The 23,004-nt window shown below is 67.5% G+C and carries 23 protein-coding genes and 1 pseudogene; 15 read left to right on the top strand and 9 right to left on the bottom strand.

The annotated features are described in order from the left end of the window. Position 1: 1 nt before the first annotated feature. Positions 2–1,168 carry a hypothetical protein gene (locus tag ACFQGD_RS24570; RefSeq protein ID WP_345395443.1) on the top strand — a complete coding sequence of 389 codons (1,167 nt, stop codon included), beginning with the start codon at positions 2–4 and terminating at the stop codon, positions 1,166–1,168. Here ACFQGD_RS24570 and ACFQGD_RS24565 read toward each other — a convergent pair. Continuing rightward, entirely contained in the window at positions 1,074–1,976 is a 903-nt protein-coding gene (locus ACFQGD_RS24565; protein ID WP_345395446.1) for a LysR family transcriptional regulator, read from the bottom strand. The genes ACFQGD_RS24570 and ACFQGD_RS24565 overlap by 95 nt on opposite strands. A gap of 74 nt (positions 1,977–2,050) precedes the next feature. Here ACFQGD_RS24565 and ACFQGD_RS24560 point away from each other — a divergent pair, with 74 nt between their 5' ends. The 4 genes from ACFQGD_RS24560 to ACFQGD_RS24545 all read left to right on the top strand — a co-directional run bounded on the left by ACFQGD_RS24560 (position 2,051) and on the right by ACFQGD_RS24545 (position 4,564). Then, positions 2,051–3,034 (top strand): DMT family transporter, encoded by a 984-nt coding sequence (locus tag ACFQGD_RS24560; protein ID WP_390183658.1) that lies wholly within the window; start codon positions 2,051–2,053, stop codon positions 3,032–3,034. A gap of 86 nt (positions 3,035–3,120) precedes the next feature. Continuing rightward, complete coding sequence (locus tag ACFQGD_RS24555; RefSeq protein ID WP_345395452.1) at positions 3,121–3,486, top strand: ArsR/SmtB family transcription factor; 366 nt, start codon at positions 3,121–3,123, stop codon at positions 3,484–3,486. Continuing rightward, the gene (locus ACFQGD_RS24550; protein ID WP_345395455.1) at positions 3,483–3,977 is read left to right on the top strand and encodes an SRPBCC family protein; all 495 of its coding nucleotides are present in this window, start codon (positions 3,483–3,485) and stop codon (positions 3,975–3,977) included. The genes ACFQGD_RS24555 and ACFQGD_RS24550 overlap by 4 nt, the downstream gene beginning before the upstream one ends. Next, positions 3,974–4,564 carry a TIGR03086 family metal-binding protein gene (locus tag ACFQGD_RS24545; RefSeq protein ID WP_345395458.1) on the top strand — a complete coding sequence of 197 codons (591 nt, stop codon included), beginning with the start codon at positions 3,974–3,976 and terminating at the stop codon, positions 4,562–4,564. The genes ACFQGD_RS24550 and ACFQGD_RS24545 overlap by 4 nt, the downstream gene beginning before the upstream one ends. Positions 4,565–4,621: 57 nt before the next feature. Here ACFQGD_RS24545 and rox read toward each other — a convergent pair whose 3' ends face one another. Further along, the gene (gene rox / locus ACFQGD_RS24540) at positions 4,622–6,043 is read right to left on the bottom strand and encodes a rifampin monooxygenase (protein WP_345395461.1); all 1,422 of its coding nucleotides are present in this window, start codon (positions 6,041–6,043) and stop codon (positions 4,622–4,624) included. Between the two features lie 293 nt (positions 6,044–6,336). On the opposite strand from rox, the gene ACFQGD_RS24535 reads away from it, so the two are divergent. Both ACFQGD_RS24535 and ACFQGD_RS24530 read left to right on the top strand, forming a co-directional pair. Further along, positions 6,337–7,212: an alpha/beta fold hydrolase gene (locus ACFQGD_RS24535; protein ID WP_345395464.1), complete on the top strand. Its 876-nt coding sequence runs from the start codon at positions 6,337–6,339 to the stop codon at positions 7,210–7,212. 118 nt (positions 7,213–7,330) lie between these two features. Continuing rightward, positions 7,331–8,529, top strand: a protein-coding gene (locus tag ACFQGD_RS24530; RefSeq protein ID WP_345398863.1) for an IS3 family transposase whose coding sequence is annotated in 2 segments (ribosomal slippage) — positions 7,331–7,589 and positions 7,589–8,529 — 1,200 coding nt in all. Because the reading frame shifts where the segments join, the coding sequence is not laid out codon by codon here. A 240-nt stretch (positions 8,530–8,769) separates the two neighbouring features. Here the strand turns inward: ACFQGD_RS24530 and ACFQGD_RS24525 are convergent. After that, a complete protein-coding gene (locus ACFQGD_RS24525; RefSeq protein WP_345399380.1) occupies positions 8,770–10,209 on the bottom strand; it encodes an HNH endonuclease signature motif containing protein in 1,440 nt (479 codons plus the stop codon). 287 nt (positions 10,210–10,496) lie between these two features. Between ACFQGD_RS24525 and ACFQGD_RS24520 the strand changes: the two genes are divergently transcribed. The 4 genes and pseudogenes from ACFQGD_RS24520 to ACFQGD_RS24505 all read left to right on the top strand — a co-directional run bounded on the left by ACFQGD_RS24520 (position 10,497) and on the right by ACFQGD_RS24505 (position 13,594). Continuing rightward, entirely contained in the window at positions 10,497–11,309 is an 813-nt protein-coding gene (locus tag ACFQGD_RS24520) for an amidohydrolase family protein (protein ID WP_345399383.1), read from the top strand. Between the two features lie 54 nt (positions 11,310–11,363). Next, a complete protein-coding gene (locus tag ACFQGD_RS24515; protein WP_345399386.1) occupies positions 11,364–11,855 on the top strand; it encodes a metallophosphoesterase family protein in 492 nt (163 codons plus the stop codon). Positions 11,856–11,915: 60 nt separating this feature from the next. Beyond that, positions 11,916–12,789, top strand: a pseudogene (locus tag ACFQGD_RS24510) (SDR family NAD(P)-dependent oxidoreductase). A 124-nt stretch (positions 12,790–12,913) separates the two neighbouring features. Continuing rightward, positions 12,914–13,594 carry an endonuclease V gene (locus tag ACFQGD_RS24505; protein ID WP_345399389.1) on the top strand — a complete coding sequence of 227 codons (681 nt, stop codon included), beginning with the start codon at positions 12,914–12,916 and terminating at the stop codon, positions 13,592–13,594. 9 nt (positions 13,595–13,603) lie between these two features. On the opposite strand, the gene ACFQGD_RS24500 is transcribed toward ACFQGD_RS24505, so the two are convergent. After that, the gene (locus ACFQGD_RS24500; protein WP_345399391.1) at positions 13,604–14,113 is read right to left on the bottom strand and encodes a pyridoxamine 5'-phosphate oxidase family protein; all 510 of its coding nucleotides are present in this window, start codon (positions 14,111–14,113) and stop codon (positions 13,604–13,606) included. 260 nt (positions 14,114–14,373) lie between these two features. Next, a complete protein-coding gene (locus ACFQGD_RS24495; protein ID WP_345399394.1) occupies positions 14,374–14,610 on the bottom strand; it encodes a hypothetical protein in 237 nt (78 codons plus the stop codon). A 73-nt stretch (positions 14,611–14,683) separates the two neighbouring features. On the opposite strand from ACFQGD_RS24495, the gene ACFQGD_RS24490 reads away from it, so the two are divergent. Beyond that, a complete protein-coding gene (locus ACFQGD_RS24490) occupies positions 14,684–15,658 on the top strand; it encodes a GlxA family transcriptional regulator (RefSeq protein ID WP_345399397.1) in 975 nt (324 codons plus the stop codon). A 51-nt stretch (positions 15,659–15,709) separates the two neighbouring features. Here ACFQGD_RS24490 and ACFQGD_RS24485 read toward each other — a convergent pair whose 3' ends face one another. Next, a complete protein-coding gene (locus ACFQGD_RS24485; protein ID WP_345399400.1) occupies positions 15,710–16,351 on the bottom strand; it encodes a dihydrofolate reductase family protein in 642 nt (213 codons plus the stop codon). A gap of 74 nt (positions 16,352–16,425) precedes the next feature. Here ACFQGD_RS24485 and ACFQGD_RS24480 point away from each other — a divergent pair, with 74 nt between their 5' ends. Further along, positions 16,426–17,085, top strand: a complete 660-nt coding sequence (locus tag ACFQGD_RS24480; protein WP_345399403.1) for a helix-turn-helix domain-containing protein — start codon at positions 16,426–16,428, stop codon at positions 17,083–17,085. A 35-nt stretch (positions 17,086–17,120) separates the two neighbouring features. Here the strand turns inward: ACFQGD_RS24480 and tal are convergent, their stop codons facing one another. From tal to ACFQGD_RS24465, 3 genes are read right to left on the bottom strand one after another with little or no spacing between them, the layout of a single operon-like run. Continuing rightward, the gene (gene tal, locus ACFQGD_RS24475; protein WP_345399406.1) at positions 17,121–18,224 is read right to left on the bottom strand and encodes a transaldolase; all 1,104 of its coding nucleotides are present in this window, start codon (positions 18,222–18,224) and stop codon (positions 17,121–17,123) included. 25 nt (positions 18,225–18,249) lie between these two features. Next, on the bottom strand, positions 18,250–20,337 hold the full coding sequence (tkt, locus tag ACFQGD_RS24470) for a transketolase (RefSeq protein ID WP_345399409.1): 2,088 nt from the start codon (positions 20,335–20,337) through the stop codon (positions 18,250–18,252). Then, a complete protein-coding gene (locus ACFQGD_RS24465) occupies positions 20,334–20,612 on the bottom strand; it encodes a hypothetical protein (RefSeq protein WP_345399411.1) in 279 nt (92 codons plus the stop codon). The genes tkt and ACFQGD_RS24465 overlap by 4 nt, the downstream gene beginning before the upstream one ends. Positions 20,613–20,723: 111 nt before the next feature. Here ACFQGD_RS24465 and ACFQGD_RS24460 point away from each other — a divergent pair, with 111 nt between their 5' ends. Both ACFQGD_RS24460 and ACFQGD_RS24455 read left to right on the top strand, forming a co-directional pair. Next, positions 20,724–22,244: an FGGY-family carbohydrate kinase gene (locus ACFQGD_RS24460; RefSeq protein ID WP_345399414.1), complete on the top strand. Its 1,521-nt coding sequence runs from the start codon at positions 20,724–20,726 to the stop codon at positions 22,242–22,244. Next, positions 22,241–22,891, top strand: a complete 651-nt coding sequence (locus ACFQGD_RS24455) for a histidine phosphatase family protein (RefSeq protein WP_345399417.1) — start codon at positions 22,241–22,243, stop codon at positions 22,889–22,891. Before ACFQGD_RS24460 ends, ACFQGD_RS24455 begins: the two co-directional genes overlap by 4 nt. Positions 22,892–23,004 lie beyond the last annotated feature (113 nt).

The raw sequence follows: 23,004 nt of genomic DNA, 5'->3' as shown, positions 1-23,004 counted from the left end.
CATGGCACGGGCAGATGCCGGAACGGTGGACCCACAGCGGGTGCTGCTCGTCGGCGCGGGGTCACTGAGCGCGGCGGTGGCCGAGCAGGCCCGCCGGTGGGGCTCGACCGTCCGGCATCTGCCCTCGCCGTCCGACGAGGAGCTGCGGGAGACGCTAGCTCGGGGCTGGGATGTCGTCGCGGTCGTCACCCACGACGACATCCTCGCGCTGCGCTACGCCTTGCTCGTGGAGCACATCCGGCCCGGCATCCGGCTGCTGGTGACGATCTTCGACCGCACGGTCGGCGGCGAGGTGGTGCGCTCGGTGCCGAACTGCACGGTGTTGGCGATGACCGACGCGCTGGTGCCCGCGTTGCTTGGCCCATGCGTGGCGGAGCATCTGCTCAGCCTGCACCGCATCGACGATGACTACCTCGTGGTTGCCGGGCGGCACGATGCGCCGAGTCTGGCGTGCGTTCCCGCGAAGCGCATCGTGCGGCGCAAGGGTCTCGCGGCGCGGCTGATCGCCCAGTGCAGGCCGCATGACGCGACATCCCGAGCGCTGCTCGTCGGGTTGGCGGGGCTGGCCACGGTGCTGCTGCTCGACGTCGTCCTTGGCGTCCTTGTGCTGCACGAGTCGGTCACCGAGGCGTTCTGGCACGCCGCGCGCGTGCTGACCACGGTCGGCTCGTCCGACGCGGCCACGCACGCCGCGCCCTGGTACCACGCCGTTTCGGCGCTGACCATGCTTGCCGCGCTCGCGTTCGCCGCGTTGTTCACCGCCGGTCTCGTGGATCGCATGACTTCCCACCGGCTGACCGGCATTATCGGCGGCAGGGCGGTGTCGCGGCGCGGGCCGTGGCCCCGGACCAGCGCATCGTGCTGCGTGCGGGCGGGGAGGACGACGTCGTCAGCGAGAGCCGGTCGTTGTTCCGCATCGCCACGGTGTGTGACATCAACCGGATCGGCGGTGCGTTCATCGCCGCGACGGCGCTGGGACTGCGCCCGAGCGCCGCGTTCCCCGCTGGTGCTCGCACCTGGGTGGTGTGGAAGACGGCTGACGGGCCCGCCGTGTCCGATGTGGACGTCGTTGCTCAGCCTGTCGCAACTGTCTCCTGAGCCGCGGCGCTGCGTTCCAGCAGCTCGACGGCTCGGCGCGCGGCGGGATGCTGCGCCACTGCCGCTCTGACCGCGACGCTGATGTGTCGCACCGGGGTCGGTGCCACCACGGGCACCGTGACCAGGCCGTCCGGCAGCGTTCCAATGCCGAGCTTGGGTAGCACGGTGATGCCGATGCCGGTGGTCACGAACGAGATCGCGGTGCGGTAGTCGTGCGTCTCCACCGCGAACTCCGGGCTGAATCCCGCCTCGGCGCACGCGTTGAGCAGCACCTCGCGGCACGGTCCCTGCTTGACGTCGTTGTCTACCCAGCGGCTGCCCGCCAGCTCCGCGAGCGGCACCTTGTCCTTGCTCGCCAGCGGATCGTCCTTCGGCACGACGGCGAAGTACGGGTCGGCGATCAGGCGCCGTATCGCACGGCCCGCGGTTCGGTCGGGATGTGCGTGCTCGACGAAGAGGTCGATGTCGGGTTCGGGGCCGCCGAGATCGAACTCGGTGATCCGCAAGTCAATCCGCAGGTCGGGGAACTCGGTACGCAGAGCGGCGACGACGGGCGGCAGCCACGTTGTGCCCGCCGAACCGAAGTAGCCGATCGACAGGCTGCCCATGCGACCTGCGCGTAGATCGCTGACGACGCCGTCGATCCTGGTCAGCGTCTCGAACAGCGACTCGGCCTCCGCGGCGAGGGTGTGCCCCGCTGCGGTGGGGCAGATGCCCCTCCCGACGCGCTCGATCAGTCGCAGCCCGGTTTCGCGTTGCAGCGCCGCGAGCTGCTGGCTCACCGCGGATGGCGTGTAGCCGAGCTGGGTGGCGGTGGTGCGGATCGAGCCGGTCGCGACGACGGCGCGGAGCAGGCGTAGGCGGGTGATGTCCAGCATGCGTCAGATTGTACACCTGAGCTTAACAGTAATGTAGAAATATTCGCTTGTGATGATGCTTTGACGCGTCGAGTATGGATGACGTGACCTTTCAGAAACCTCGCATTCTTCCGGCATCCGATGGCGTCGACGTCAAGGCGCTGCTCGCGGTGTGCGTGACGGTGCTGCTGTGGGCGTCGTCGTTCGTCGCCATCCGTGACATCGGGCAGACGCTCTCACCAGGGTCGATGGCACTGCTGCGGCTCGCCGTCGCGGCGGCGGCGCTGACCGTGATGGTGATGGTGGCGACCCGCCGCATGCCGCGCGTCCCGCGTTCGTGGACGTCGTTGCGGCTGATTCTCGCGTATGGCGTGCTGTGGCTCGCCGGGTACACGGTGGCGCTCAATGCCGCCGAACAACTTGTCGACGCCGGAACCGCGGCCTTGCTTGTCGCGCTGGCGCCGCTGCTGGTGGCGTTCGGCGCGGGTCGGTTCCTCGGTGAGGGGTTTCCGCGTCCGCTGATCGTCGGCTCGCTGATCGCGTTCACCGGCGTGGCTGTCATCGCACTCGACTCCACCGGTCAGATCGACGGTCTCGGCATCGTGCTGTGCCTGACCGCCGCCGTGCTGTACGCGACCGGTGTGCTGATCCAGAAGGTGACGCTGCGCCGGGTAGATGGGTTGACCGTGACGTGGCTCGGCAGCGTCGTCGCCACCATCGCGCTGTTGCCGTGGTTGCCTCGGCTCGTCGGCGAGCTGGCCGTGGCGCCGTCAGATGCCATTCTTGGCACCATCTACTTGGGGCTGTTCCCGACCGCGATCGGCTTCAGCACCTGGGCCTACGCGCTGAAACGGATGGACGCCGGCAGGCTCAGTGCCACGACATACGCCGTGCCAGCGGTGTCGGTGCTGTTGTCCTGGGTGTTGCTCGCCGAGCTCCCGACGGCGTACGGCTTCGCGGGTGGCGCGCTGTGCCTGCTTGGTGTGGCGATCTCTCGCCGCAGGTCGCGCCGGGTCTTGCGCGAGCGGGACGAGGTGCCCGAGGTGCGGGCCGATCCGGCGCTATGCGAGAAGGCCTGACCAATGTATTAAACCAGCGGGTTGACAACAGGCTCGAGTCGCCGTAACTTCGTACTCAACGATCTGGTTGAAGAAGTGAGGGTGATGTGACGGACGACCGGCTCTCCCAGGTGTTCGCGGCGTTGGCTGACCCGACACGGCGCGACATCGTGACGCGTCTCGCCTCGCGTGACGCGACGGTCAACGAGCTCGCCGAGCCGTACGACGTCAGTGTGCAGGCGGTGTCCAAGCACATCCGCGTGTTGGAAGACGCCGGGCTGGTGAGCCGAACGCGGGACGCGCAACGGCGGCCCTGTCACCTCGAGGCCGAAGTCTTCGACCTGATGACGAAATGGATCGAACGGTATCGGCGCGAGGCGGAGGATCGGTTCCGCCGTCTGGACGCCGTACTCGAACAGTTGCAAGACAAGGACCCGCGGGCCGAAACCAGGGAAGAGGGGCAGGCGTCATGACGACCAACACGACACACCACAACGAGACCGAGATCGTGGCAGACCCGAGCTTGCCAACGATCGTCATGACCAGAGAGTTCGACGCACCACCCGAGCTGGTGTTCCGGGCCTATACCGAGCGGGAACTGGTCAGCCAGTGGCTCGGTCCGCGCAGGCTCACGATGCACATCGACGAGTTCGACGCCCGCACCGGTGGCTCCTACCGGTATCGGCACGTCGACGACGACGGCTCCGAGTACGCGTTCCGTGGCGTCTTCCACGAGGTGCGCCCGAACGACCGCATCGTGCAGACGTTCACCTTCGAGGGCATGCCCGAGGGGGTTTCGCTGGAGAAGGCGACCTTCGAAGACCTCGGTGGTCGCACCCGGGTGACGACGACGTCCGTTGTGGACAGGGTCGAGGACCGTGACGCGATGATCGCCAGCGGCATGGAGACCGGTGTCCGGGAAGGCTACGAGCGGCTCGACGACCTGCTGGCGAGGATGGCGTGAGCATCCACGACTCTGACCCCGCCGGGCTGACCACGGTCGGTCCGGCGGGGGAGCACCGCAGAATCGCCAGGGTGTTCACCGACCGCGTTCGCGGCGTGCCTTCGTCCGCGTGGGACAACCCCGCGCCATGCGCAGGCTGGCTGGCGCGCGACGTCGTACGTCACCTGGTGGACTGGTTCCCCGCGTTCCTGCGGGCGGGCGCGGGTGTTGAGCTGCCAGCCGGACCGTCAGTCGACGTCGACCCAGTGGCGGCATGGACGGTGCACAGCGACGGTGTGCAGGCTCTGCTGGACGACGATGCGACAGCGCGAAAGACGTTGGTCAACGAGCACATCGGCGAGTTGCCGCTCGACGTGGCGATCGACCGCTTCTACACCTCGGACGTCTTCATGCACACCTGGGACTTGGCACGGGCCACCGGCCAGGACGAGCGGCTCGATCCCGGCAAGTGCGAGGCGCTCCTGGAAGGCATGCTGCCGTTGGACGACGTCCTACGAAAGAGTGGTCAGTACGGCCCTCGCGTGGAGGTGCCCGACGACGCCGACGTGCAGACTCGACTGCTCGCGTTCATCGGGCGGCAACCCTGAGACACGCGGCTGAGCGCCCAATGCGGCATGTGCGGCGCGGGTTCGGTCGCCGGAAGGTCATCCCGCGGCGGCACCGAACCACCGCGTCAGCTCGTCGCGCAGCCCCGGCTGGTCGTCACCGACCCATGCCACGTGGCCGTCCGGCCGCAACAACACGGCGGGCACGTCCAGTTCCTCGCTGACGTCGATGACGTGGTCGACCCGGTCAGCCCACCCCGCGACCGAGAGCTGGCCGGTTTGGTCGAGCAACAGTCCGCGACCATCGTGCATCAGCTCGTAGAGGTGTCCTCGCTTCAGCCGGACGTCTCGCAGCCGCCTGCCGAGCAGGTCATGCCCCGTGCCAAAGTCGTAGCGGACGGCGAGCGCGGTGACTTTCTCGATCAGATACCGGTTGACCTCGTCGAAGTCCATCAGTTCTGACAGCAGTCTTCGCACGGCCTTGGCTCCGGGTTCGGTGGACATGAGCTCCATCTGCGCACGGGTGTTGTCCAAGACGTCGGCGGCGACCGGGTGCCGTTCGGTGTGGTAGCTGTCCAGCAGCCCTTCCGGTGCCCATCCGTTGACCTCGGCGGCCAGCTTCCAGCCAAGGTTGAAGGCGTCTTGAATGCCGAGGTTGAGGCCCTGCCCGCCGGTCGGCGGGTGAATGTGCGCCGCGTCGCCCGCCAGCAGCACCCTGCCGACCCGGTAGCGTTCGGCCTGGCGGGTGGCGTCGCCGAAGCGGGAGAGCCAACGCGGGGAGTGCACGCCGAAGTCGGTCCCGGCGTGTGCGCGCAGTTGCTGCTTGACCTCGTCGAGGGTCGGTGTCGAGCGATCCCCGGCCAGCCCAGCAGCGGGCACGACGACGCGGTACACGTCTTTCCCGAACGGCGACAGGCCGAACCGCAGCTGGGTCTTGCGGACCTCGGCCACCACGTCGGCTACGGTCTCCGGCGGCGCGGCTACCTCCATCTCGCCCAGCAGCGTTTCGACACGGGCGGGCTCGCCGGGGAAGCCGACGCCGAGCAGCTTGCGCACCGTGCTGCGGCCGCCGTCGCAGCCGACGAGGTAGCGCGCACGCAGTCGTGTGCCGTCGGCGAGTTCGGCGATCACGTTGTCGTCGTCTTGGCTCAGGCCGACCAGCTCGCAGTCACGCCGGATCTCGGCGCCGAGCTCGGCTGCGCGCTCGGCCAGCAGCCGATCGGTGGTGGTCTGCGGAATGCCGAGGACGTAGTGATGCGCGGTGTCCAGCTCGGGTGGCGACTTGGTGATGGCGGCGAAGAAACCGCCGACCGGGTACTGCTGGCCGTGCGCCAGGAACCGCTCCAGCAGCCCGCGCTGGGCCATCACCTCGATGCTGCGCACGTGCAGGCCGAGCGCGCGGACGTACGTGGTTGGCTCCGCATCTTTCTCCAGCACAACCGTACGCACTCCGTGCAGCCGCAATTCGCTGGCCAACATCAAGCCGGTCGGTCCACCGCCGGTAATGATCACGTCAAACATGGAACCCCCTCCGTCACTGAAGTCGTGATTCGGCCACACCCGCGCCTACCCGTACTCCGCGAATCCCCTGATCGGTGTGGGTGCTGGCTTAGACCGAAGTATTCTGCGGTATGGGCCGGGTCTTGCCGCAAGACCGGGGGTGCGCTATACAGTAAAAGTGGCAGGGAATTCCCGCCTTTTCTACGGTCATCCGCGGCCCGTCTCCACTACAATCGCCGCGCATCGAGTCGTGATCTTCGTTCGTCATCGCCGGTCTACCGCTTAATGACTGGTTCATTCTGGAGGGATTCTCTGTGCCCGATATTGAAACCCGCGTCCTCGATGTGCCGGGCGCGCGGCTGCGCTACGACATTCGCGGTGATCTGTCCGCTCCCGGCGCCGCCGAACGTGCCGTGTTCTTGATCGGCTCACCGATGGCCGCTGCCGGGTTCGGAACGCTGGCTAGCTACCTCGCCGACCGTCCCGTCGTGACCTACGATCCGCGCCACACCGAGCGAAGCGAGCTCACCGATGACACTGAGGTCACGCCCGACGTGCATGCCGACGACCTGCACCGCGTGATCAACGACCTTGGCCTGCCGAAGATCAACATCTTCGGCAGCAGTGGCGGTGCGATCAACGCGCTGGCGTTGGTCGCGGCCCATCCCGAGCAGGTTCGGATTCTCGTGGCGCACGAGCCACCGACCGCGTCGGTGCTTCCTGATCGCGAACAACTTGAGACGGCTTTCCGCGACATCCAAGAGACGTACCTGCGCGACGGCATGGGTGCGGCGATGGCCAAGTTCATCACGCTGACCAGCCACACCGGAGAATTGCCCAAGGACTGGACCGATCGGCCCGCGCCGGACCCAGCTCAGTTCGGCTTGCCAACCGAGGACGATGGCAGCCGGAACGACCCGCTACTCGGCACTGCCATGCTCACCGTGCCTACGTACGAACTCGACTTCGACGCCTTGAAGACGGCGTCCACGACGATCCACCTCGCGGCGGGCGTGGAATCCGAAGGTCAGATGACGGCACGTGCGACGCGCGTGGTCGCGGACCGCCTCGGCACTGAGGTGGTCCTGTTTCCCAGCCACCATGGCGGATTCCTTGGCGATGAATACGGCATGCCTGGCCAACCGGCCGCGTTCGCCGAGAAGTTGAAAGAACTACTGGACACCGCCTGACATGAGCACTTTCGTGTTGATCCATGGTGCTGGAGACGTCGGGTGGTCCTGGCTGGGGTGCCCGTTATTTCCCGGACTGTGGACCGCATAGGGTCCGTTCTGGAAGGGATGTTGGTTCGTGGCAAGGAAGTATCAGAAGTACACGCCTGAATTTCGTGAGCAGGCGGCGAAGCTGGTTGTGGAAGGGCAGCGTCCGATCGCTGAGGTCGCTCGCGAGTACGGTCTCGGGGAAACGACCCTAGCTAATTGGGTGAAGAAATACCGCGAGGATCACGCCGGGGACGAGCCGCCGCTGGAATTGTCTGAGCGTGCCGAACTCGCCGAACTGCGTCGCCGGGTGCGCGAGCAGGAGATGGAACTGTCCTTTTTGAAAAAAGCGGCAGCGTACTTTGCGAGGGAGCAGCGGTGAGCGAGAAGTACGAGTTCATCGCCGCCGAGTACGCGCACAACAAGGGCCATAATGTGGCGGACGCTCCCACCCTGACGCAGATGCTGGCGTGGCTGGATGTGTCGAAATCGGGCTACTACGAGTGGTTTCGCCGGCCGCCGTCGGCGACCGAGCGGCGCCGCGAACTGCTCAAGACCAAGATTGAGACACTGTTTGACCTCTTCGGCGGCACCTACGGTTACCGGCGGATCCATGCCGAGCTCGTCCGTGCTGGTGAGCGGGTCGATGACGAGACGGTCCGCCAACTCATGCGCGAGATGGGCCTGGTCACGGTGCAGCTGAAGCCGTACCGCACCACCACCGTCCGCAGCGCTGAACAGCCCGACGGCGTGCCAGATCTGGTCGAGCGGAACTTCACCGCCAACCGGCCCGGGGCCAAGCTGGTCGGCGACATCACGTTCATTTCCACCTGGCAGGGCTGGCTGTATTTGGCGACCGTGATTGATTGTTTCAACAACGAGGTCATCGGCTACGCGATGGCCGATCACATGCGCACCGAATTGGTCACCGACGCCCTCGACATGGCCGCACGAAATCACACGCTTGAGTCGGGCTGTATTATGCACAGCGATCGCGGCACCCAATATACATCGGCCGAATATCGCGCGAAACTGGATGAACTCGATTTGCGACATTCCCTCGGTCGCACCGGGATTTGTTGGGATAACGCGCTCGCCGAGTCGTTCTTCGCCAGCCTCAAAAACGAGCGCGTTCATCATATGGTGTATCCCACACGAAAAAGGGCTTCGACTGATATTGCCCGCTATATCGAACTTCACTACAATCGGCGACGAATCCATTCAGCACTGGGATACAAAACTCCGCACGAAGTCCGCAACGAATACCTGAATCAGCAGTTCGCGGCATAAAAGGACACAAACTCACCAGTCCGGAAAACACGGGGCAGCCCAGGTGCCGCGGCGTTTGGGCATCGTCCCCGACGAGATTTCTGGTAGCCACTGTGTCGCGCTCAGCCGACCCAAAGATGTAGCGGACATCTTGGCGAGCTACACGGCTTCGGGCAGCGGTCACTAAATATCGCGCACGGGTTTGAGTCCTGGAGCGTGGCTAGTGCTGATGATCAGGCGTGATCGCGGCCGCCCGCTCGGTCAGAAGGGTGGGTCGTCGCTTGGTGGGTGGGTGAGCCGTTGTCGGGTGTGGTCCTTACCCGCGCGTTCTCGCTCGCGGTTGTTATTGGCGTTGTTGGGTGGTTCGGTGATCGCTCGGCGGGTTTTGGTGTAGGTGCGGCCGGTGGGGGTGGTGATGGTGGCGGTGCCGGTGTTGGGGTCGAACTCGATGTGCCAGTCGGGGTGGTCTTTCTTGGCGTGGTCGTGGCGGCATTTCGGTGCTGCGTTGGTGTCGCTGGTGGGCCCATGCTCGGCGGCCCAGGCGTCGAGGTGGTCGAAGTCGCAGGCTGGGGCGGGTCGGTGGCAGCCGGGTACGGTGCATTCCCGGTCGCGGGCGTTGACCAGGTCCCGGATGAGTTGGGTGGGGTGCCGGCGGCTGCGGCCGAGGTCGGTGATCGCGCCGGTGCCGGGGTCGGTGAGTATCGCCCGCCACACGCTGCGCGGGTTGGTCATGATCTCGCGGGCGATCGGCCCGGGGATCTCGCCGTAACCAGCCAACTCGGCACCACTATCGGTCATGGTCAACGCGGTCGTTATCGGCATGTGCAGATACACCACCGCGCCCGCCTCGGGCTGCGCCACGCCGGGGTCCTGACCGAGCAGCAGGCTGGCGGCGATGTCGGCGCGCAGCTGGTCCAGCGTGCGCTCGTCGCCGCCGCGCCGGGCCGCGTGGGCCATCCGATCAATCCGGGCATACGCCGAGGTCGCGACCTCAGCGGGCAAATCCGCCACCAGGGTCGCCATGGAGTCCTCACCCGGGATCAGCTCCACCTTGCGGCCGGTGCGCGCGGTGCGTGCCCGCGCTACCGCCCCGTCCGGGTCGATCTTGAGTGCGAGACGCCGTGCGGTGCGCCGTAGCGCCACCGGGTCCACCACATCCAGCGTGCCGTTGGCGCGCTTGGCGGCCAGTTGATCGTCGACCTGGCGGGCCTGTTCGTCGGTGAGCCCGGCGGCGGCCTCACACACCCGACCGGCGGCGTAGCCTTCCAGCTCACCGTCTTCCATCGCCGCCACCAGGCGGGGGAACCGGCCCACCAGGGCCGTGGCGCGTGCCAGCCGGATCTCGGCCTGCCGGCGGGTGACCCGCAACTCCAGCGCCACCTCATCGGGCAGGTAGCGCGAGTCCCGCCAGATCGGTTGTGCGGTGTCGGGATCGGCCTCACCGGTGGGTTCGCGGCGCAACGTCCCCAACCGGGCCAGCGCGTGGGCCTCGATCGCGTCCGCGCGTGCCCGCATCCGCCGCACCGCCGCCAACGTGTCGACCAGCTCGCCATCGTCGGTCAGCCGGGCGATCTCGGCACCCGAACGCGCCGTACACACGAACTCCCGCGATACCGGCTCCGACATCTCGCGTTCAGCCGCCAGCCCGGCGGGAAGCATCAACAGCCCCGCCGCGCTACCCATCTGCACAAACTCCGTCACACCCCCAGTATCATCGAACTAATGTTCGACCACAATCACACGAACGAGTCGACCACGAGTCCGTCGCCCGCGTGCCAATCACTCGTCCGGATAGCCGCGAACCATCAGAAGGCCGTTATGGATTTCGCGACGAGTACGGCATGTCTGGTCAACCGGTAGCGTTGGCGGAGAGGCTGAAGGGATCGCTGGACGCCGGCCGGAGGTTCTGAGACACGCGGCGCCGCGCCCAACGCCGGTTGTGCGCGGCGACAGTACCCACCCGGAGGCCTTCCTGCCACCATGTCGCCATGACGATCATCGATGTCTGGATGCAGCATCCGACGCTACGGTTCTTCCAGCACGACATGCTGGCGTCGTTGCTGCGCTGGACAAGGCAAGAGGCGCCCACGGAGGAAATCCCGATCGACGCCACCATCGCCGCGATGGACGAGGCTGGTGTCGAGCGTGGCCTGGTGTGCGCGTGGTACGACGCGAGCGGTGCGCTGATCAGCAACGACGAGGTCGCGGGTTGGGTGGCGACATATCCCGACCGGCTGACCGGTATCGCTTCGGTTGACCTGCGCTCGCCGATGGCCGCGGTGCGGGAGCTGCGACGCGCCGTGCACGATCTCGGGTTCCGAGCGTTGCGAATCGTGCCGTGGTTGTGGGGCCTGCCGCCGAACCATCGGCTCTACTACCCGCTGCTCGCGGAGTGTGTGGAACTGGGGATTCCGTTCATGACGCAGGTCGGTCATACCGGACCGCTTCGGACGTCGGAAACCGGGCGACCGATTCCGTACTTGGACGACGTCGCGCTGGAGTTCCCCGAGTTGGTCATCGTCGGTGGTCACGTGGGTTATCCGTGGACCGCGGAGATGATCTCGCTGGCCACGAAGTACCCCAACGTCTACATCGACACGTCGGCGTATGTGTCGCACCGGTATCCGCCGGAGCTGGTCGAGTACATGCGTGGGCACGGTCGCCGGAAGGTGCTGTTCGGCAGCAACTACCCGATGATCACCCCGGCGCAAGCGCTGGCACGGCTGGACGAGCTGGGGCTGGACGACGAGGCACGGGAGTTGTTCCTGTCCGGGAACGCGCGGCGGTTGTTCCCGGAGTAACCGCGTGCGGAGTGTGCTGACGCGCTCGCTGGATCAGCTCGGCACAATGATGGCGTGAACGTCGTGGTCCTATCCGACACGCACGCGCCGCGCCGGTGGAAGTCGTGCCCGCCCGCCGTGGCCGAACACCTCAGGAACGCGGACGTGATCCTGCATGGCGGCGACGTCTGTACCGCCGATGTGCTCGACGAGCTCGCGGCCTACGCCCCGGTGCACGCGGTGTTCGGCAACAACGACAGGCAGGACGTCGCGGACTGGGGCGCGCCCGAGACGCTGGAACTCGACCTCGATGGACTCCGTGTCGGCATGATCCACGATGCCGGTCGCGCCCAGGGCAGGCTCGCCAGGATGCGGCGCCGGTTCCCTTCGACAGACCTGGTGGTGTTCGGCCACTCGCATATCCCGCTGGATGAATCGGACGACGGGTTCCGGATCTTCAACCCGGGTTCGCCGACCGACCGCAGGCGGCAACCGCACGGCACCATCGGCCTGCTGCGGGTTGAGGACGGCGCCGTGGCAGATGCCCGGATCGTGCCGGTGACGTGACCAGAGGTGCTCAAGAAGGTGAACCGCGAGGCGCGACCAACGTCGACTGCGCCGTCAGCTATGTGCTGTCTCGGCACGGCGGCTGTTTTCCGCCAGACTTCGCGCGGTGATCCGCGGACAGTTGTTCCTATGGATTTGAAGCTATCAAACAAGATCGTTGTGGTGACCGGTGCGAGTAAGGGCATTGGTTTGGCCGTGGTCCGCTCGTTCCTCGACGAGGGTGCGCGGGTGGTGGCGACGTCTCGCAAGATCACCGACGAACTTGACGCGTTGAGCTGTCCAACGCTGGTGCACGTGTCGGTTGACCTGATGAATCCGGAAGCGCCCGGTCAGGTGGTGGCTGCTGCGGTGGAGGCATTCGGCGGCGTGGACATCCTCGTCAACTGCGCGGGCGGACCGCCGCCGGGAGTGGTGCTGCCGCGTGGTTCGTTTCTCGATGCCGACGACGCGGAATGGCGCGGTGTTCGAGTTCAACCTGTTCTCGGCCGTGCGAGCGGCGCGCGCAGCGATTCCGGTCATGCTGGAACGCGACGGCGGGGCGATCGTCAATGTCTCGTCGGTGAATGCTCGCCAGCCATCGCAGATCAATGTCGATTACGGTGCGGCCAAGGCTGGGTTGACCAACCTGAGCAAAGCGCTTTCGGAGGAGTTTGGACCGCGGGGCATTCGTGTGAATACGGTTTCGCCTGGCCCGGCGCGGACACCGTGGTGGACCGACGATGGTGGTGCCGCCGACATAATCGCGGCCCAATCAGGCGCTGGTCGGGAAGCTGTCATGTCCACTGTGGTGCCGGAGATGATGCGACTTACCACCGGCAGAATGGCTGGCGCGCAGGAGATCGCCGACCAAATCGTGCTGCTGGCCTCCCCGCGCTCGGCCAGCACTACCGGGGCCGATGTCATCGTTGATTCCGGCATGCTGAAAACGATCTGATCGGGTTGCCCCGCCGCTACGCGGCAGGTGACGATGTCGCCGCGGCGGGGCATCTAGCCGCGCTGCCTTCCCTCGCGAGGCGCTGGCCTTGCCAGTTCCGCTGACCGTGCCACACGCTGCGGGAATGAACAAGACGGAGTGGCCAGCGACCGTTGAGGCCCTCATGGCAGCGCAGCACGAACTCGCCGCGGCCGGCCCGGAACCGTGGCGGCCGGCTGCCGGGCCACTGGTAGGTGGCTGCTTCGCGGCGTTTCCGAAGGGGTATGCCGGTCCCGGCGCAGCCGGTGATCCGGTCTGGGCGGGGGCGGCGGTGTATCAGCGCCGTCGCCGCGTTTGCCACGCGACGACGTCCGACACGGCGGGTTCGCCCTACCGCCCAGGGTTGCTCGCGCTCCGCGTCGGTCCCGTGCTGGACGCGGTCGTGCGGCTCTTGCCGCGGTGGCCCGATGTGCTGCTCGTTGACGCGACCGGGCGCGATCACCCACGTCGTGCCGGTCTCGCGGTGCAGCTCGGAGCGATGCTTGACCTGCCGACGGTCGGCGTCACTCATCGCCTGCTGCTCGCCGAGGGGGAGTGGCCGCGCGACGAACGTGGTGCGACGAGCCCGGTGACGCTCGCGGGTGACGTCGTCGCGTACTGGCTCCGGACGCGACAAGGACGTCGACCGGTCGCGGTTCACGCCGGGTGGCGCACCGATCCGGACGTCGCGGTGCGAGTGGTGTCGGCGTGCGCCAAACACCGGACCCCAACGCCGCTGCGCGAAGCGAGGAGGTTGGCTCGGGCCGCGCGAGCTGGTGCGTTGTGAGCGAGCAGCTCATGGGAACGTGAATCGGGTCTGGCTGTACGGCGCTTTGCTGAAGGCCAGCACCTTGGCCGGTGTCACGGCGAAAACAGGGGCCCGGTGGTCGTCAACGCCGGGGTCGCGGAACTGGCCGTCCACCACCTCGAACGACCAGTCGAGCTTGTCCCGCCACAGCTGTGCCAGCCGTGTCAGCGTTGTCTCGTCGTTGACCTGCGCCACCGTGCCTTCGACGACGACGTCCAGACCGGAGCGGTACGAGTTGGTACCGGTGGTGAGCACGCAGCGCGGGTTCGACTCGATGTTGCGCGCTTTCTGCTCGTGCGCTCCGGTGCAGAAGTGCAGCTTGCCGTCCAGCCACATCGCGGGCAGCGGTGCCACGTGCGGACGCCCATCCCGGCGCACGGTGGATAGCCAGAACATCTCCGACTCGCGCAACACCCGCTCGACATCGCCCCACGGGACGGCGCTGCCGTCGGGTTCGCTGAACTCTGACACGTACTGGCCGCTCGGCTCTGTCCCCATGTCACTCCTCGTCGGATCCGTGGATCGCTCACCCATTCCAACCAGCTGCGAAGCGAAAAACAGTGGCGTGCCAGGTGTTGCTGACCCGGGCTCGTGGGCGTCGCGTACGACGACGTTACCGGTACGGCTGGCCTCGTGTGTGTACTTTCCCCGCAGCAGCGATCTCGTCGGCTTCGACTGGTCTCGCGTGGCGCGCGAGATGTGATCTCCGGCTGCTGAGGCGCGAGCGGCAGCGGCATAAGCGGACGTCGACTGGCCCTTCAAGGTCGTGGGTGGCGGGGCGGCGACGGGGGTCGGTTGCGGGCACCGTGGTCGGGAGGCACGTCGATCCCGTGCCGGACGCTGGAGAACGCGTCGATGCCCCAGGCGAACTGGCGGGCGCCGCGCCACAGGGCGCGGAGCAGGCGTCGGATGGGCTGCTTAGCGCGAACGTCATGCGAAGACGACGAGCCGTTGTTCTTCAAGATCTGTTCTGCGATGAAGTCGTCGAAGTACATGGCTCAAGAGTCGCAAGCGACACCCTCCCGCGGAAGTGGCAAGATTGACGCAAACTGCTAGGATTTTGCCATCATGGTTATTCAGCGTCCGACAGTCACGGTCCCGCTCATCGACGGCATGACCCTGTTCGAGATCGGCATGCCGTTGGAGGCACTGGGCTATGACTGGGGTCCCGATCACGGTCCGCTCTACGACGTGACGCTGTGCGGTGACCTGCGCGGTGTGCGCACCCACACCGGTGCCCGGCTGGCCCCGGAGCGGCCGTTGAGTGCCGTGGCCGAGGGCGACACGGTGCTCGTGCCCGCGGTGCCCCCGGGGAGATCGGTCGGCTCCCGGCTGGTCCGCGAGCTGCGGCGCGCCGCCGACCGGGGCGCCCGCATCGTCGCCCTGTGCACCGGCACGTTCGCGCTCGCCGAGGCCGGCCTGCTCGACGGCCGTCGGGCCACCACCCACTGGCGACACGCCGCACTGCTGCAGCGGATGTATCCCAACGTCGAGCTCGACGCACGCGCCATCTACGTGGAGGACAACGGCATCTTCACCAGCGCCGGCTCGGCGGCTGGCCTCGACCTCTGCCTGCATCTGATCCGGCGCGACCACGGGGAGCGCGCCGCGAACGCCACGGCCCGCTACCTCGTGATCGCTGCCCACCGTGACGGTGATCAGGCGCAGTACGTACACGCCGAGCCGCTGGAGGATCGCGCCGCCTGGTTGGACAACCTCCGCGCCTGGCTGCGCGAGAACCTCCACCGGCCGCTGACGCTCACCGAACTGGGACGAGCGGCGAACCTCTCGCCCCGCACCCTCGCCCGACGGTTCGAGCAGGACGTCGGCACCACGCCCATGCGCTGGGTCGCCGCGGAACGGATCGCGGCGGCCAAGGAACTGCTCGAGACCACCGACCTCACGGTCGACCGGATCTCCTCCGAGGTTGGTTACGGGTCGCCGGTAACGTTCCGAAGCGCCTTCACCCAAGAGGTCGGCATCTCACCGAAGCGCTACCGCGCGCGGTTCGCCGCATGGCTTGACACCGCCGCTCCGGCATAACACGACATTCGCACCCGATACTGGGTCGGTCAGTATCTGCGCGCGCTTCCGTCAGGCTGATGAGCCGCCGCCCGGCGGACCGTCGAGCACGGTCGGCACGTACTCCAGCAGCTGGAGCCTGCCGTCGAAGGTTCGGTTGTCAACCATTTCGAGTGAGACGTCCGGGTACCCGTCGTAGATTCGCTCCTGCCCGGTTGCGCCTGTGATCACGGGGAAGATCACCAACCGGAAGCGGTCTACCAGGCCGGCCTTGAGCAGCGAGCGACACAGGCTGAGACTGCCCATGGTGCGGATCGATGTGGTGCCGCTGCGTTTCATATTCGCCACCGCTGCGACGGCATCCCCGCTGACCAGCTGAGTGTTGGGCAGTGCAAGCGGTTCCCGCAGGGTTGACGAACAGACCACCTTGGGCATGGCAGCGACGCCACCGATAGTGGCCTCTTCGTCTGACTTTTCATCAGGGGGCACCCCTGCGGCCTCGGCGGTAAACCGCGAGAACATTCGATAGGTGTTCGCCCCCATCAAGGCCGGGTAAGCGCCCTCGGGCTGCTCCTCCAGCCAGCGCAGGTACTCGGGTCCCTCGAGCCCCCACCAGCCGGGCCAGCCCTCAGCGGAGGCATAGCCGTCCAACGACACGATGAAGTCCACGAGCAGTTCCGGTGCAGATGTTCCGTCAGCGACTTCTTCATGCATCAGCTGTCGCCTCCTTCGTTCGGGTACCTCAACCTACTACTTGTTTTTTACAAGTCAACAGGTATTTTTGCACCATGCCACGAGGGTATCGACAGTTCTGCGGTTTGGCGCGCGCCGCCGAGGTCCTTGGGCAGCGGTGGACGCTGCTCATCCTGCGTGATCTGCAGGTCGGGCCCCGCCGGTACACGGACCTGCTCGCCGGTCTGCCCGGCATTCCGACGAACGTCCTCACCACGCGCGTGAAGGCGCTCGAGGAGGACGGCCTGATCGCGCGGACGGCACGCAGTGGAGCCGACCGCGCGGTCGTCTACGAGCTGACACCGCGTGGGGCCGAGCTCGGGCCAGCGCTCAAGGCGCTGGCCCGGTGGGGCGCGGCCGGCATGCGAGAGCCGCGCGAGGGTGAGGTCGTCACCGAGGCGTCATTGGTCACCGCGCTACGCGTCGCTGCGGCTGATGAGCCTGCCGCTCGGCTTCGTATCGCCTGCACGGTCCGGGTAGGGGAGGCAGTAGCGAATGCTGTCGTCGAGGACGGGGCCGTGGCGGTCGAACCCGGCGAGCATCCGGCTCCCGAACTCGTCATTATTGCTGGCTCGAATTTCCGGGACGTTCTGGCTGGAAGGCTCGACGCGGACGCCGCTGTCGCCGAAGGTGCGGTGCAGATCGAGGGAGAAGTCGCACTTCTCAGGGCATTCCTGGAGGTCTTCTCGGTCCCCTACTCGGAGTCGATTTCCTGAAGATCACTCAAGCGAGGCTGTCGAAGGCCCGCGCCTCACCCGAGCTGCTCCGACACCGTCTCCAGCAGTTCATGCCAGGACGCCACGAACTTGTCCACGCCTTCGTTCTCCAGCGTGCGGAAGGCATCCTCCAGGTCAACGCCAACAGCGGCCAGCCGCTCGAACGTCTCTCGCGCGGCATCCGCGCCGTTGACCACCGTGTCACCCTCGATCTCCGCGTGGTCGGCGACGGCGTGCAGCGTCGGTTCCGGCATGGTGTTCACGACACCGGCTGTGACGAGCCGGTCCACGTAGCGGGTGTCGGAGTACTCCGGGTTCTTCACGCCGGTCGACGCCCACAGTGGACGCTGCACATGTGCGCCGTCGGCTGCCAGCGCCTGCCAGCGCTCGGTGGCGAACAGCTCCCGATGCAGGGCGTGCGCGATCCGCGCGTTGGCGATGGCCGCCTCCCCACGCAGCGCGAGTGCCTCGTCGGTGCCGATGGCATCCAGCCGCTTGTCGATCTCCGCGTCGACACGGGACACGAAGAACGACGCGACGGAGTGGATGCTCTCCAGCGGAAAGCCGTTCGCTCGCGCCTGCTGCAAGCCAGCCATGAACGCGTCGATGACCTCGCGGTAGCGCTCCACCGCGAAGATCAACGTGACGTTCACATTGACGCCCTCAGCCAGTGTGCGGGTGATCGCGGGCAAGCCCTGCTCGGTGGCCGGGATCTTGACGAACAGGTTCGGCCGGTCTACCGCCTTCGCCAGCTCCAGCGCCTCGGTCACGGTGCGGTCGGTGTCGCGCGCCAGTTCAGGATCGACCTCCAACGAGACCCGGCCGTCTACGCCGCCCGTCGCGTCATACACCGAGCGGAACACATCGCAGGCATCGCGGACATCGGTGGTGGTGATCTCACGGACGGCGTCGTGCACGTCAACGCCGCGCGCTGCCAGGTCACGTAGCTGCGGTATGTAGTCGTCGCCGCTGGCCACGGCTTTGGCGAAGATCGTTGGGTTGGTGGTCACACCCACGAGGTTGCGGTCGCGGATCAGCCCGGCGAGCTGCCCGGACGTAAGTCGTTGCCGCGACAGGTCGTCGAGCCAGATCGACACGCCCGCGTCGCTCAACTGTGCCAGTCGGTCAGTCATCGTCATCCTTTCCATCCGGGTCGGTTAGGGGTTACCCGCTTTGCCGCGCGAGACACCGCCGCGCGGCGGCCACAACGGCGTCGGAGGTGATCCCGAACTCGCGGTACAACGTCTGATAGTCAGCCGACGCACCGAAGTGCTCCAGGGACACGATCTCGCCCGCGTCCCCGGCGAAGCGGTGCCACGGCTGCGCGATGCCCGCCTCGACGACGACCCGCGCGGTGATTTCGGGTGGCAGCACGGTATCCCGGTAGGTGACGTCTTGGGCATCGAACCATTCCACGCACGGCATCGATACCACCCGCGTCGGCACGCCGTCGGCCTGCAATATCTCCCGCGCCACCACGGCGAGCCGCACCTCCGAGCCGGTGCCAATGAGCACCACCCGCGGCGCGCCGCCTTCGGCCTCCGCGAGCACGTACCCGCCGCGCGCCACCGCGTCCGGGTCGCTGCCCTCGAGCACCGGAACGTTCTGCCTGGTCAGCGCTAATCCAGTAGGCGCGTGGGTGGTAGTTAGCGCGGCTCGCCAGGCACCCGACGTCTCGTTCGCGTCCGCAGGGCGGACGACGTTCAACCCGGGAATTGCCCGCAACGCCGCGAGCTGTTCCACCGGCTGGTGCGTTGGGCCGTCTTCGCCGAGCCCGATGGAGTCGTGCGTCCAGACGTGCACCACCGGCTGCCGCATCAGCGCGGCGAGCCGCAGGGCGGGGCGCAGGTAGTCGGAGAAGATGAGGAACGTCGCGCAGTACGGCCGCGTCAGCCCGTGCAGCGCGATGCCGTTGCTGATCGCCGCCATGGCGTGTTCGCGCACGCCGAAGTGCAGGTTGCGGCCGTACGGGTGCGCGGTGAACTGCTTCGTGCTCGCGCCGGTCGGTCCGAACGAGTCCGCACCGGTGATCAGCGTGTTGTTGCTGCCCGCCAGGTCGGCCGACCCGCCCCACAGCTCGGGCAACAGCTCGGCAACGGCGTTCAGGCAGACGCCGGACGCCTTCCGGGTCGCGACCTGCTCGGACGGCTCCCAGCGCGGCAGCTTCCGCTCCCAGCCGTCGGGCAGCTCCCGGCGTCGGAGGCGGTCCAGCAGTTCCGCTCTCTGCGGGTTCTCGGCAGCCCAGCGATCGAACGACTCCTGCCAGCGTGCTCGCTCCCGCGCGCCGCGGTCGCGCGCGTGCCGCGTGTGGGTGAGTACGGTGTCCTCGACGACGAAGTCCCGCTCCGGGTCGAAGCCGAGCAGCTTTTTCACGGCCGCGACCTCCTGCTCGCCCAACGCCGCGCCGTGTATGGCGCCGGTGTTGGCCAGCGTCGGCGCCGGGTGTCCGATCACCGTGCGCAGCGCGATGAACGACGGTCGTTCGGTCTCCGCTTTGGCCGCGTCGATCGCGGCGAGGATCCCGGCGACGTTCTCGCCGCCATCCACCCGCTGCACGTGCCAGCCATACGCCTCGTACCGCGCGGCGACATCCTCGCTGAGCGCGATCGCGGTGTCATCCTCGATGGAGATCTGGTTGTCGTCGTAGATCACCACGAGGTTGCCGAGCTGTTGGTGCCCAGCCAGCGACGACGCCTCCGCCGTGACGCCTTCCTCGATGTCGCCGTCGGAGGCGAGCACGTACACGTGGTGGTCGAACGGGCTCGTGCCCGCCGGGGCGTCCGGGTCGAGCAGGCCGCGACCGCGGCGCGCGGCCATCGCCATGCCCACCGCCGACGCGAGCCCCTGCCCGAGCGGGCCGGTGGTGATCTCGACACCCGCGGTGTGGCCGTACTCGGGATGGCCGGGCGTCCGTGACCCCCAGCGCCGCAGCTGCTTCAGGTCGTCCAGTTCGAGGCCATAGCCCGCGAGGAACAGCTGGATGTAGAGCGTGAGGCTGGTGTGACCGCAGGAGAGCACGAATCGGTCGCGCCCCAGCCACACCGGGTCGGCCGGGTCGTGCCGCATGACCCGTTGGAACAACGCGTACGCCATGGGCGCGAGGGACATCGCTGTGCCAGGATGTCCGCTGCCGCAGTGCTGCACAGCGTCGGCGGCGAGTACCCGCGCGGTGTCGACAGCGCGGACGTCGAGGTGCGTCCAGTCGTCGGGAAGCCGGGGCGTGGTGAGGGCTGCTGTGACGTCGGGTGTCACGCGATCTCCTTCGCTGCTGCGGGTAGGGACGTGTGTAGGGCGCTGCGCCCAGTGACGGTCAGGGTCGCCGCGACGCGCTGACCGATCCGGCCGGGCCGCGCGGCGCGCACGTGTCCGGAGCGCACCAGCGCGTGCACGACCCACTGGTTGCAGCACGGCACGCCGTCGACGTAGAGATCGGGCTCGCAGCTACACGTGATTTCCGCGCGACCAGAGGCCACGGCGCGCAGGATGGCGAGCTGTCCAGGGTGCAGGGGTTCGCTGTCGACGGTCATGGTGCCCTCCAGGGGCTGTTACCTCTGAAAGCTTGTTGCGCCTTTCCTCATATCAACAGAAGGTGTTAAATTAACATACACATAACACGCCAGCTTGTGAAGGGTGAGCGCATGAGGGCTGCTCGCAGGTCCGAATCATCAGACGCGGGGGCATGGCTCGGGATCGACCTCGGCACCCAGAGCGTGCGTGCGGTGCTGATCGACGCCGACGGCGCGGTGCTTGGCTCGGCGGCCGAGCGGTTGACCAGCACCCGCTGGCCCGACGGCAGGCACGAGCAGGACCCGCGGCACTGGTGGCAGGCCGTCGCCGCCGCCACGCGGCACGCGCTCGCGACCGCGGGCGATATCGAGGTCGCGGCACTCGCATGCTGCGCGACGTCCGGCACGATCGCACTAGTGCGCGAGACGTCCGACGACCCGGCGCAACCGGTCACACCAGGGCTGATGTACGACGATGGCCGGGCGGTTGAGCAGGCTCGCCAGGTGGCGGACGATCCCGCACCGGCGTGGCGCGCCGCTGGTCTCACCCCGCAACGCTCGTGGGCGCTGCCCAAGGCGTTGTGGCTGCTCCGAGACGGCGATCCCGGCCCTGACGTGCGCCTGGCTCATCAGGCCGACGTCGTCACGTCGCGTCTGATCGGCAGGCCAGCGCCCGCCGATACCAGCCACGCGCTCAAGTCGGGTGCGGATCTCGTCGGAGGTGGCTGGCCTGCCGCTGACCTCGCACGACTCGGCCTCGACCCCAGGCTGTTACCGCCGCTGGTGCGGCCAGGCACAGTGCTCGGCGAGGTCTGTCCCGCCGCGGCCGAACAGATCGGGCTCCCGGTCGGGGTTCCGGTCGTGGCGGGCATGACGGATGGTTGCGCCGCGCAGATCGCGTCTGGGGTGCTGCGGCCGGGGCAGTGGAGCTTCGTCGTCGGCACGACCACGGTGCTCAAAGGCGTCTCGGACACCCTGCTGGCCGATCCATCCGGCGCGCTGTACTCGCACCGCGCCCCGGACGGGCGATGGTGGCCCGGCGGGGCGTCGAGCGCGGGTGCTGGGTTGCTTAGTCAGGAGTTCGACGGGGTCGACTTCGCCGCACTGGAACGTCAGGCCACCGACCGCGAACCCGCTGGGTCGGTGACGTATCCGTTGGCGGGCGTCGGCGAGCGCTTCCCGTTCCTTCGCGCCGATGCGACCGGTGTGAGCTGGGGAAATGACCGTGACCGGGTGGACAGGTTCGCCGCCGTGTTGCAAGGTGTCGCGTTCGTGGAACGCCTGTGCCTCGATCATCTGCGCGGCCTCGGCGCGTCGGTCGACGGTCCGGTCACGATCAGCGGCGGCGCCACGCGAAGTCCATATTGGACGCAGCTCCAGGCGGACATACTGGGCAGGCCGGTGGCGGTGCCGCAGGTCGCCGAGGGCGCGGTGGGCATGGCGGTGCTCGCTGCAGCTGCCACCAGCGGTGACCCTGGAGCGCGGCTCGCCGCGACGGCCGAGCGCATGCTGGGACCGGTGCGGGTCGTCGAGCCGAGACCGGGGGCGCACGAGCGGTTCGATACCGCCTACGCCGAGTTGGTGCGCGGGCTGGTCGAGCTGGGCTGGATCGACGCCGCGTTGGCGGGCACGGCGCTGGCGGGTGCGGCATGAGTGGCGGTGAGACGAGGCTCTACCTCCTCCGGCACGGCGAGACACCGTTCCACGACGGCAACCGCTACTGCGGACGCACCGACGTCCCGCTGACCGAGGCGGGGGAGGCGCAAGCGCGGCGGCTCGCGGGGTGGGCCGCGCGCGCGGGGCTCGACGCCGTCTACAGTTCCCCACTGGTCAGAGCGGTGAGAACGGCCGAACCGGCGGCCCGCGCGGCAGGGCTGCGAACGCACATCGACGACCGGCTGATCGAACTCGACTTCGGCGAGGCAGAGGGTTTGACGTCGCGGGATATGGCCCGGCGCTGGCCGGAGCGGCGCGCGGCGTTCGAGCGCGATCCGGTGGCGAACCCGCTTCCCGGCGGTGAGGATCCGCGCGCGGCGATCACGCGCGCCATGGCGGTGGTGTCCGACATCGCCAAGCGGCATCGCGGGGAGACCGTGCTCGCCGTCTGTCACAGCACCCTGTTGCGGCTGGTCACTTGCGCGCTCACGGGAATCGATCCGGCCGACTATCGCCGTGAGTTTCCCGTGGTGCACAACGTCTCCGGTGCCGAGCTGGTTCACGACGACGCCCACGACATGTGGCGGCTGGTGGCCTTCAATCCCGCGCTCGGCACGGTCGATCACAGCGAAGCGGGATCTTAACAAGATTCTTTGTTAACAACACTTGACTTCGTGTGAACATCACGGCAAGGTGTGTGTCACAACACACCATCGGGTGTGATCCCGCCCTCGGGATAACACGACTGGCTGATGCC

Origin of the sequence: Haloechinothrix salitolerans (genome assembly GCF_042662605.1) — a bacterium.
GTDB lineage: Bacteria > Actinomycetota > Actinomycetes > Mycobacteriales > Pseudonocardiaceae > Haloechinothrix_A > Haloechinothrix_A salitolerans.
The sequence above is the reverse complement of the archived record's forward strand: the minus strand, read 5'-3'. Positions and strand labels throughout refer to the sequence as shown.

Excerpts from the sequence above, each read along its gene's own strand:
- ACFQGD_RS24570 (WP_345395443.1), top strand. The coding sequence starts at position 2 with ATGGCACGGGCAGATGCCGGAACGGTGGACCCACAGCGGGTGCTGCTC.
- ACFQGD_RS24565 (WP_345395446.1), bottom strand. The coding sequence starts at position 1,976 with ATGCTGGACATCACCCGCCTACGCCTGCTCCGCGCCGTCGTCGCGACC.
- ACFQGD_RS24560 (WP_390183658.1), top strand. The coding sequence starts at position 2,051 with ATGGATGACGTGACCTTTCAGAAACCTCGCATTCTTCCGGCATCCGAT.
- ACFQGD_RS24550 (WP_345395455.1), top strand. The coding sequence starts at position 3,483 with ATGACGACCAACACGACACACCACAACGAGACCGAGATCGTGGCAGAC.
- rox (WP_345395461.1), bottom strand. The coding sequence starts at position 6,043 with ATGTTTGACGTGATCATTACCGGCGGTGGACCGACCGGCTTGATGTTG.
- ACFQGD_RS24520 (WP_345399383.1), top strand. The coding sequence starts at position 10,497 with ATGACGATCATCGATGTCTGGATGCAGCATCCGACGCTACGGTTCTTC.
- ACFQGD_RS24505 (WP_345399389.1), top strand. The coding sequence starts at position 12,914 with ATGAACAAGACGGAGTGGCCAGCGACCGTTGAGGCCCTCATGGCAGCG.
- ACFQGD_RS24500 (WP_345399391.1), bottom strand. The coding sequence starts at position 14,113 with ATGGGGACAGAGCCGAGCGGCCAGTACGTGTCAGAGTTCAGCGAACCC.
- ACFQGD_RS24495 (WP_345399394.1), bottom strand. The coding sequence starts at position 14,610 with ATGTACTTCGACGACTTCATCGCAGAACAGATCTTGAAGAACAACGGC.
- ACFQGD_RS24490 (WP_345399397.1), top strand. The coding sequence starts at position 14,684 with ATGGTTATTCAGCGTCCGACAGTCACGGTCCCGCTCATCGACGGCATG.
- ACFQGD_RS24485 (WP_345399400.1), bottom strand. The coding sequence starts at position 16,351 with ATGCATGAAGAAGTCGCTGACGGAACATCTGCACCGGAACTGCTCGTG.
- ACFQGD_RS24480 (WP_345399403.1), top strand. The coding sequence starts at position 16,426 with ATGCCACGAGGGTATCGACAGTTCTGCGGTTTGGCGCGCGCCGCCGAG.
- tal (WP_345399406.1), bottom strand. The coding sequence starts at position 18,224 with ATGACGATGACTGACCGACTGGCACAGTTGAGCGACGCGGGCGTGTCG.
- ACFQGD_RS24465 (WP_345399411.1), bottom strand. The coding sequence starts at position 20,612 with ATGACCGTCGACAGCGAACCCCTGCACCCTGGACAGCTCGCCATCCTG.
- ACFQGD_RS24460 (WP_345399414.1), top strand. The coding sequence starts at position 20,724 with ATGAGGGCTGCTCGCAGGTCCGAATCATCAGACGCGGGGGCATGGCTC.
- ACFQGD_RS24455 (WP_345399417.1), top strand. The coding sequence starts at position 22,241 with ATGAGTGGCGGTGAGACGAGGCTCTACCTCCTCCGGCACGGCGAGACA.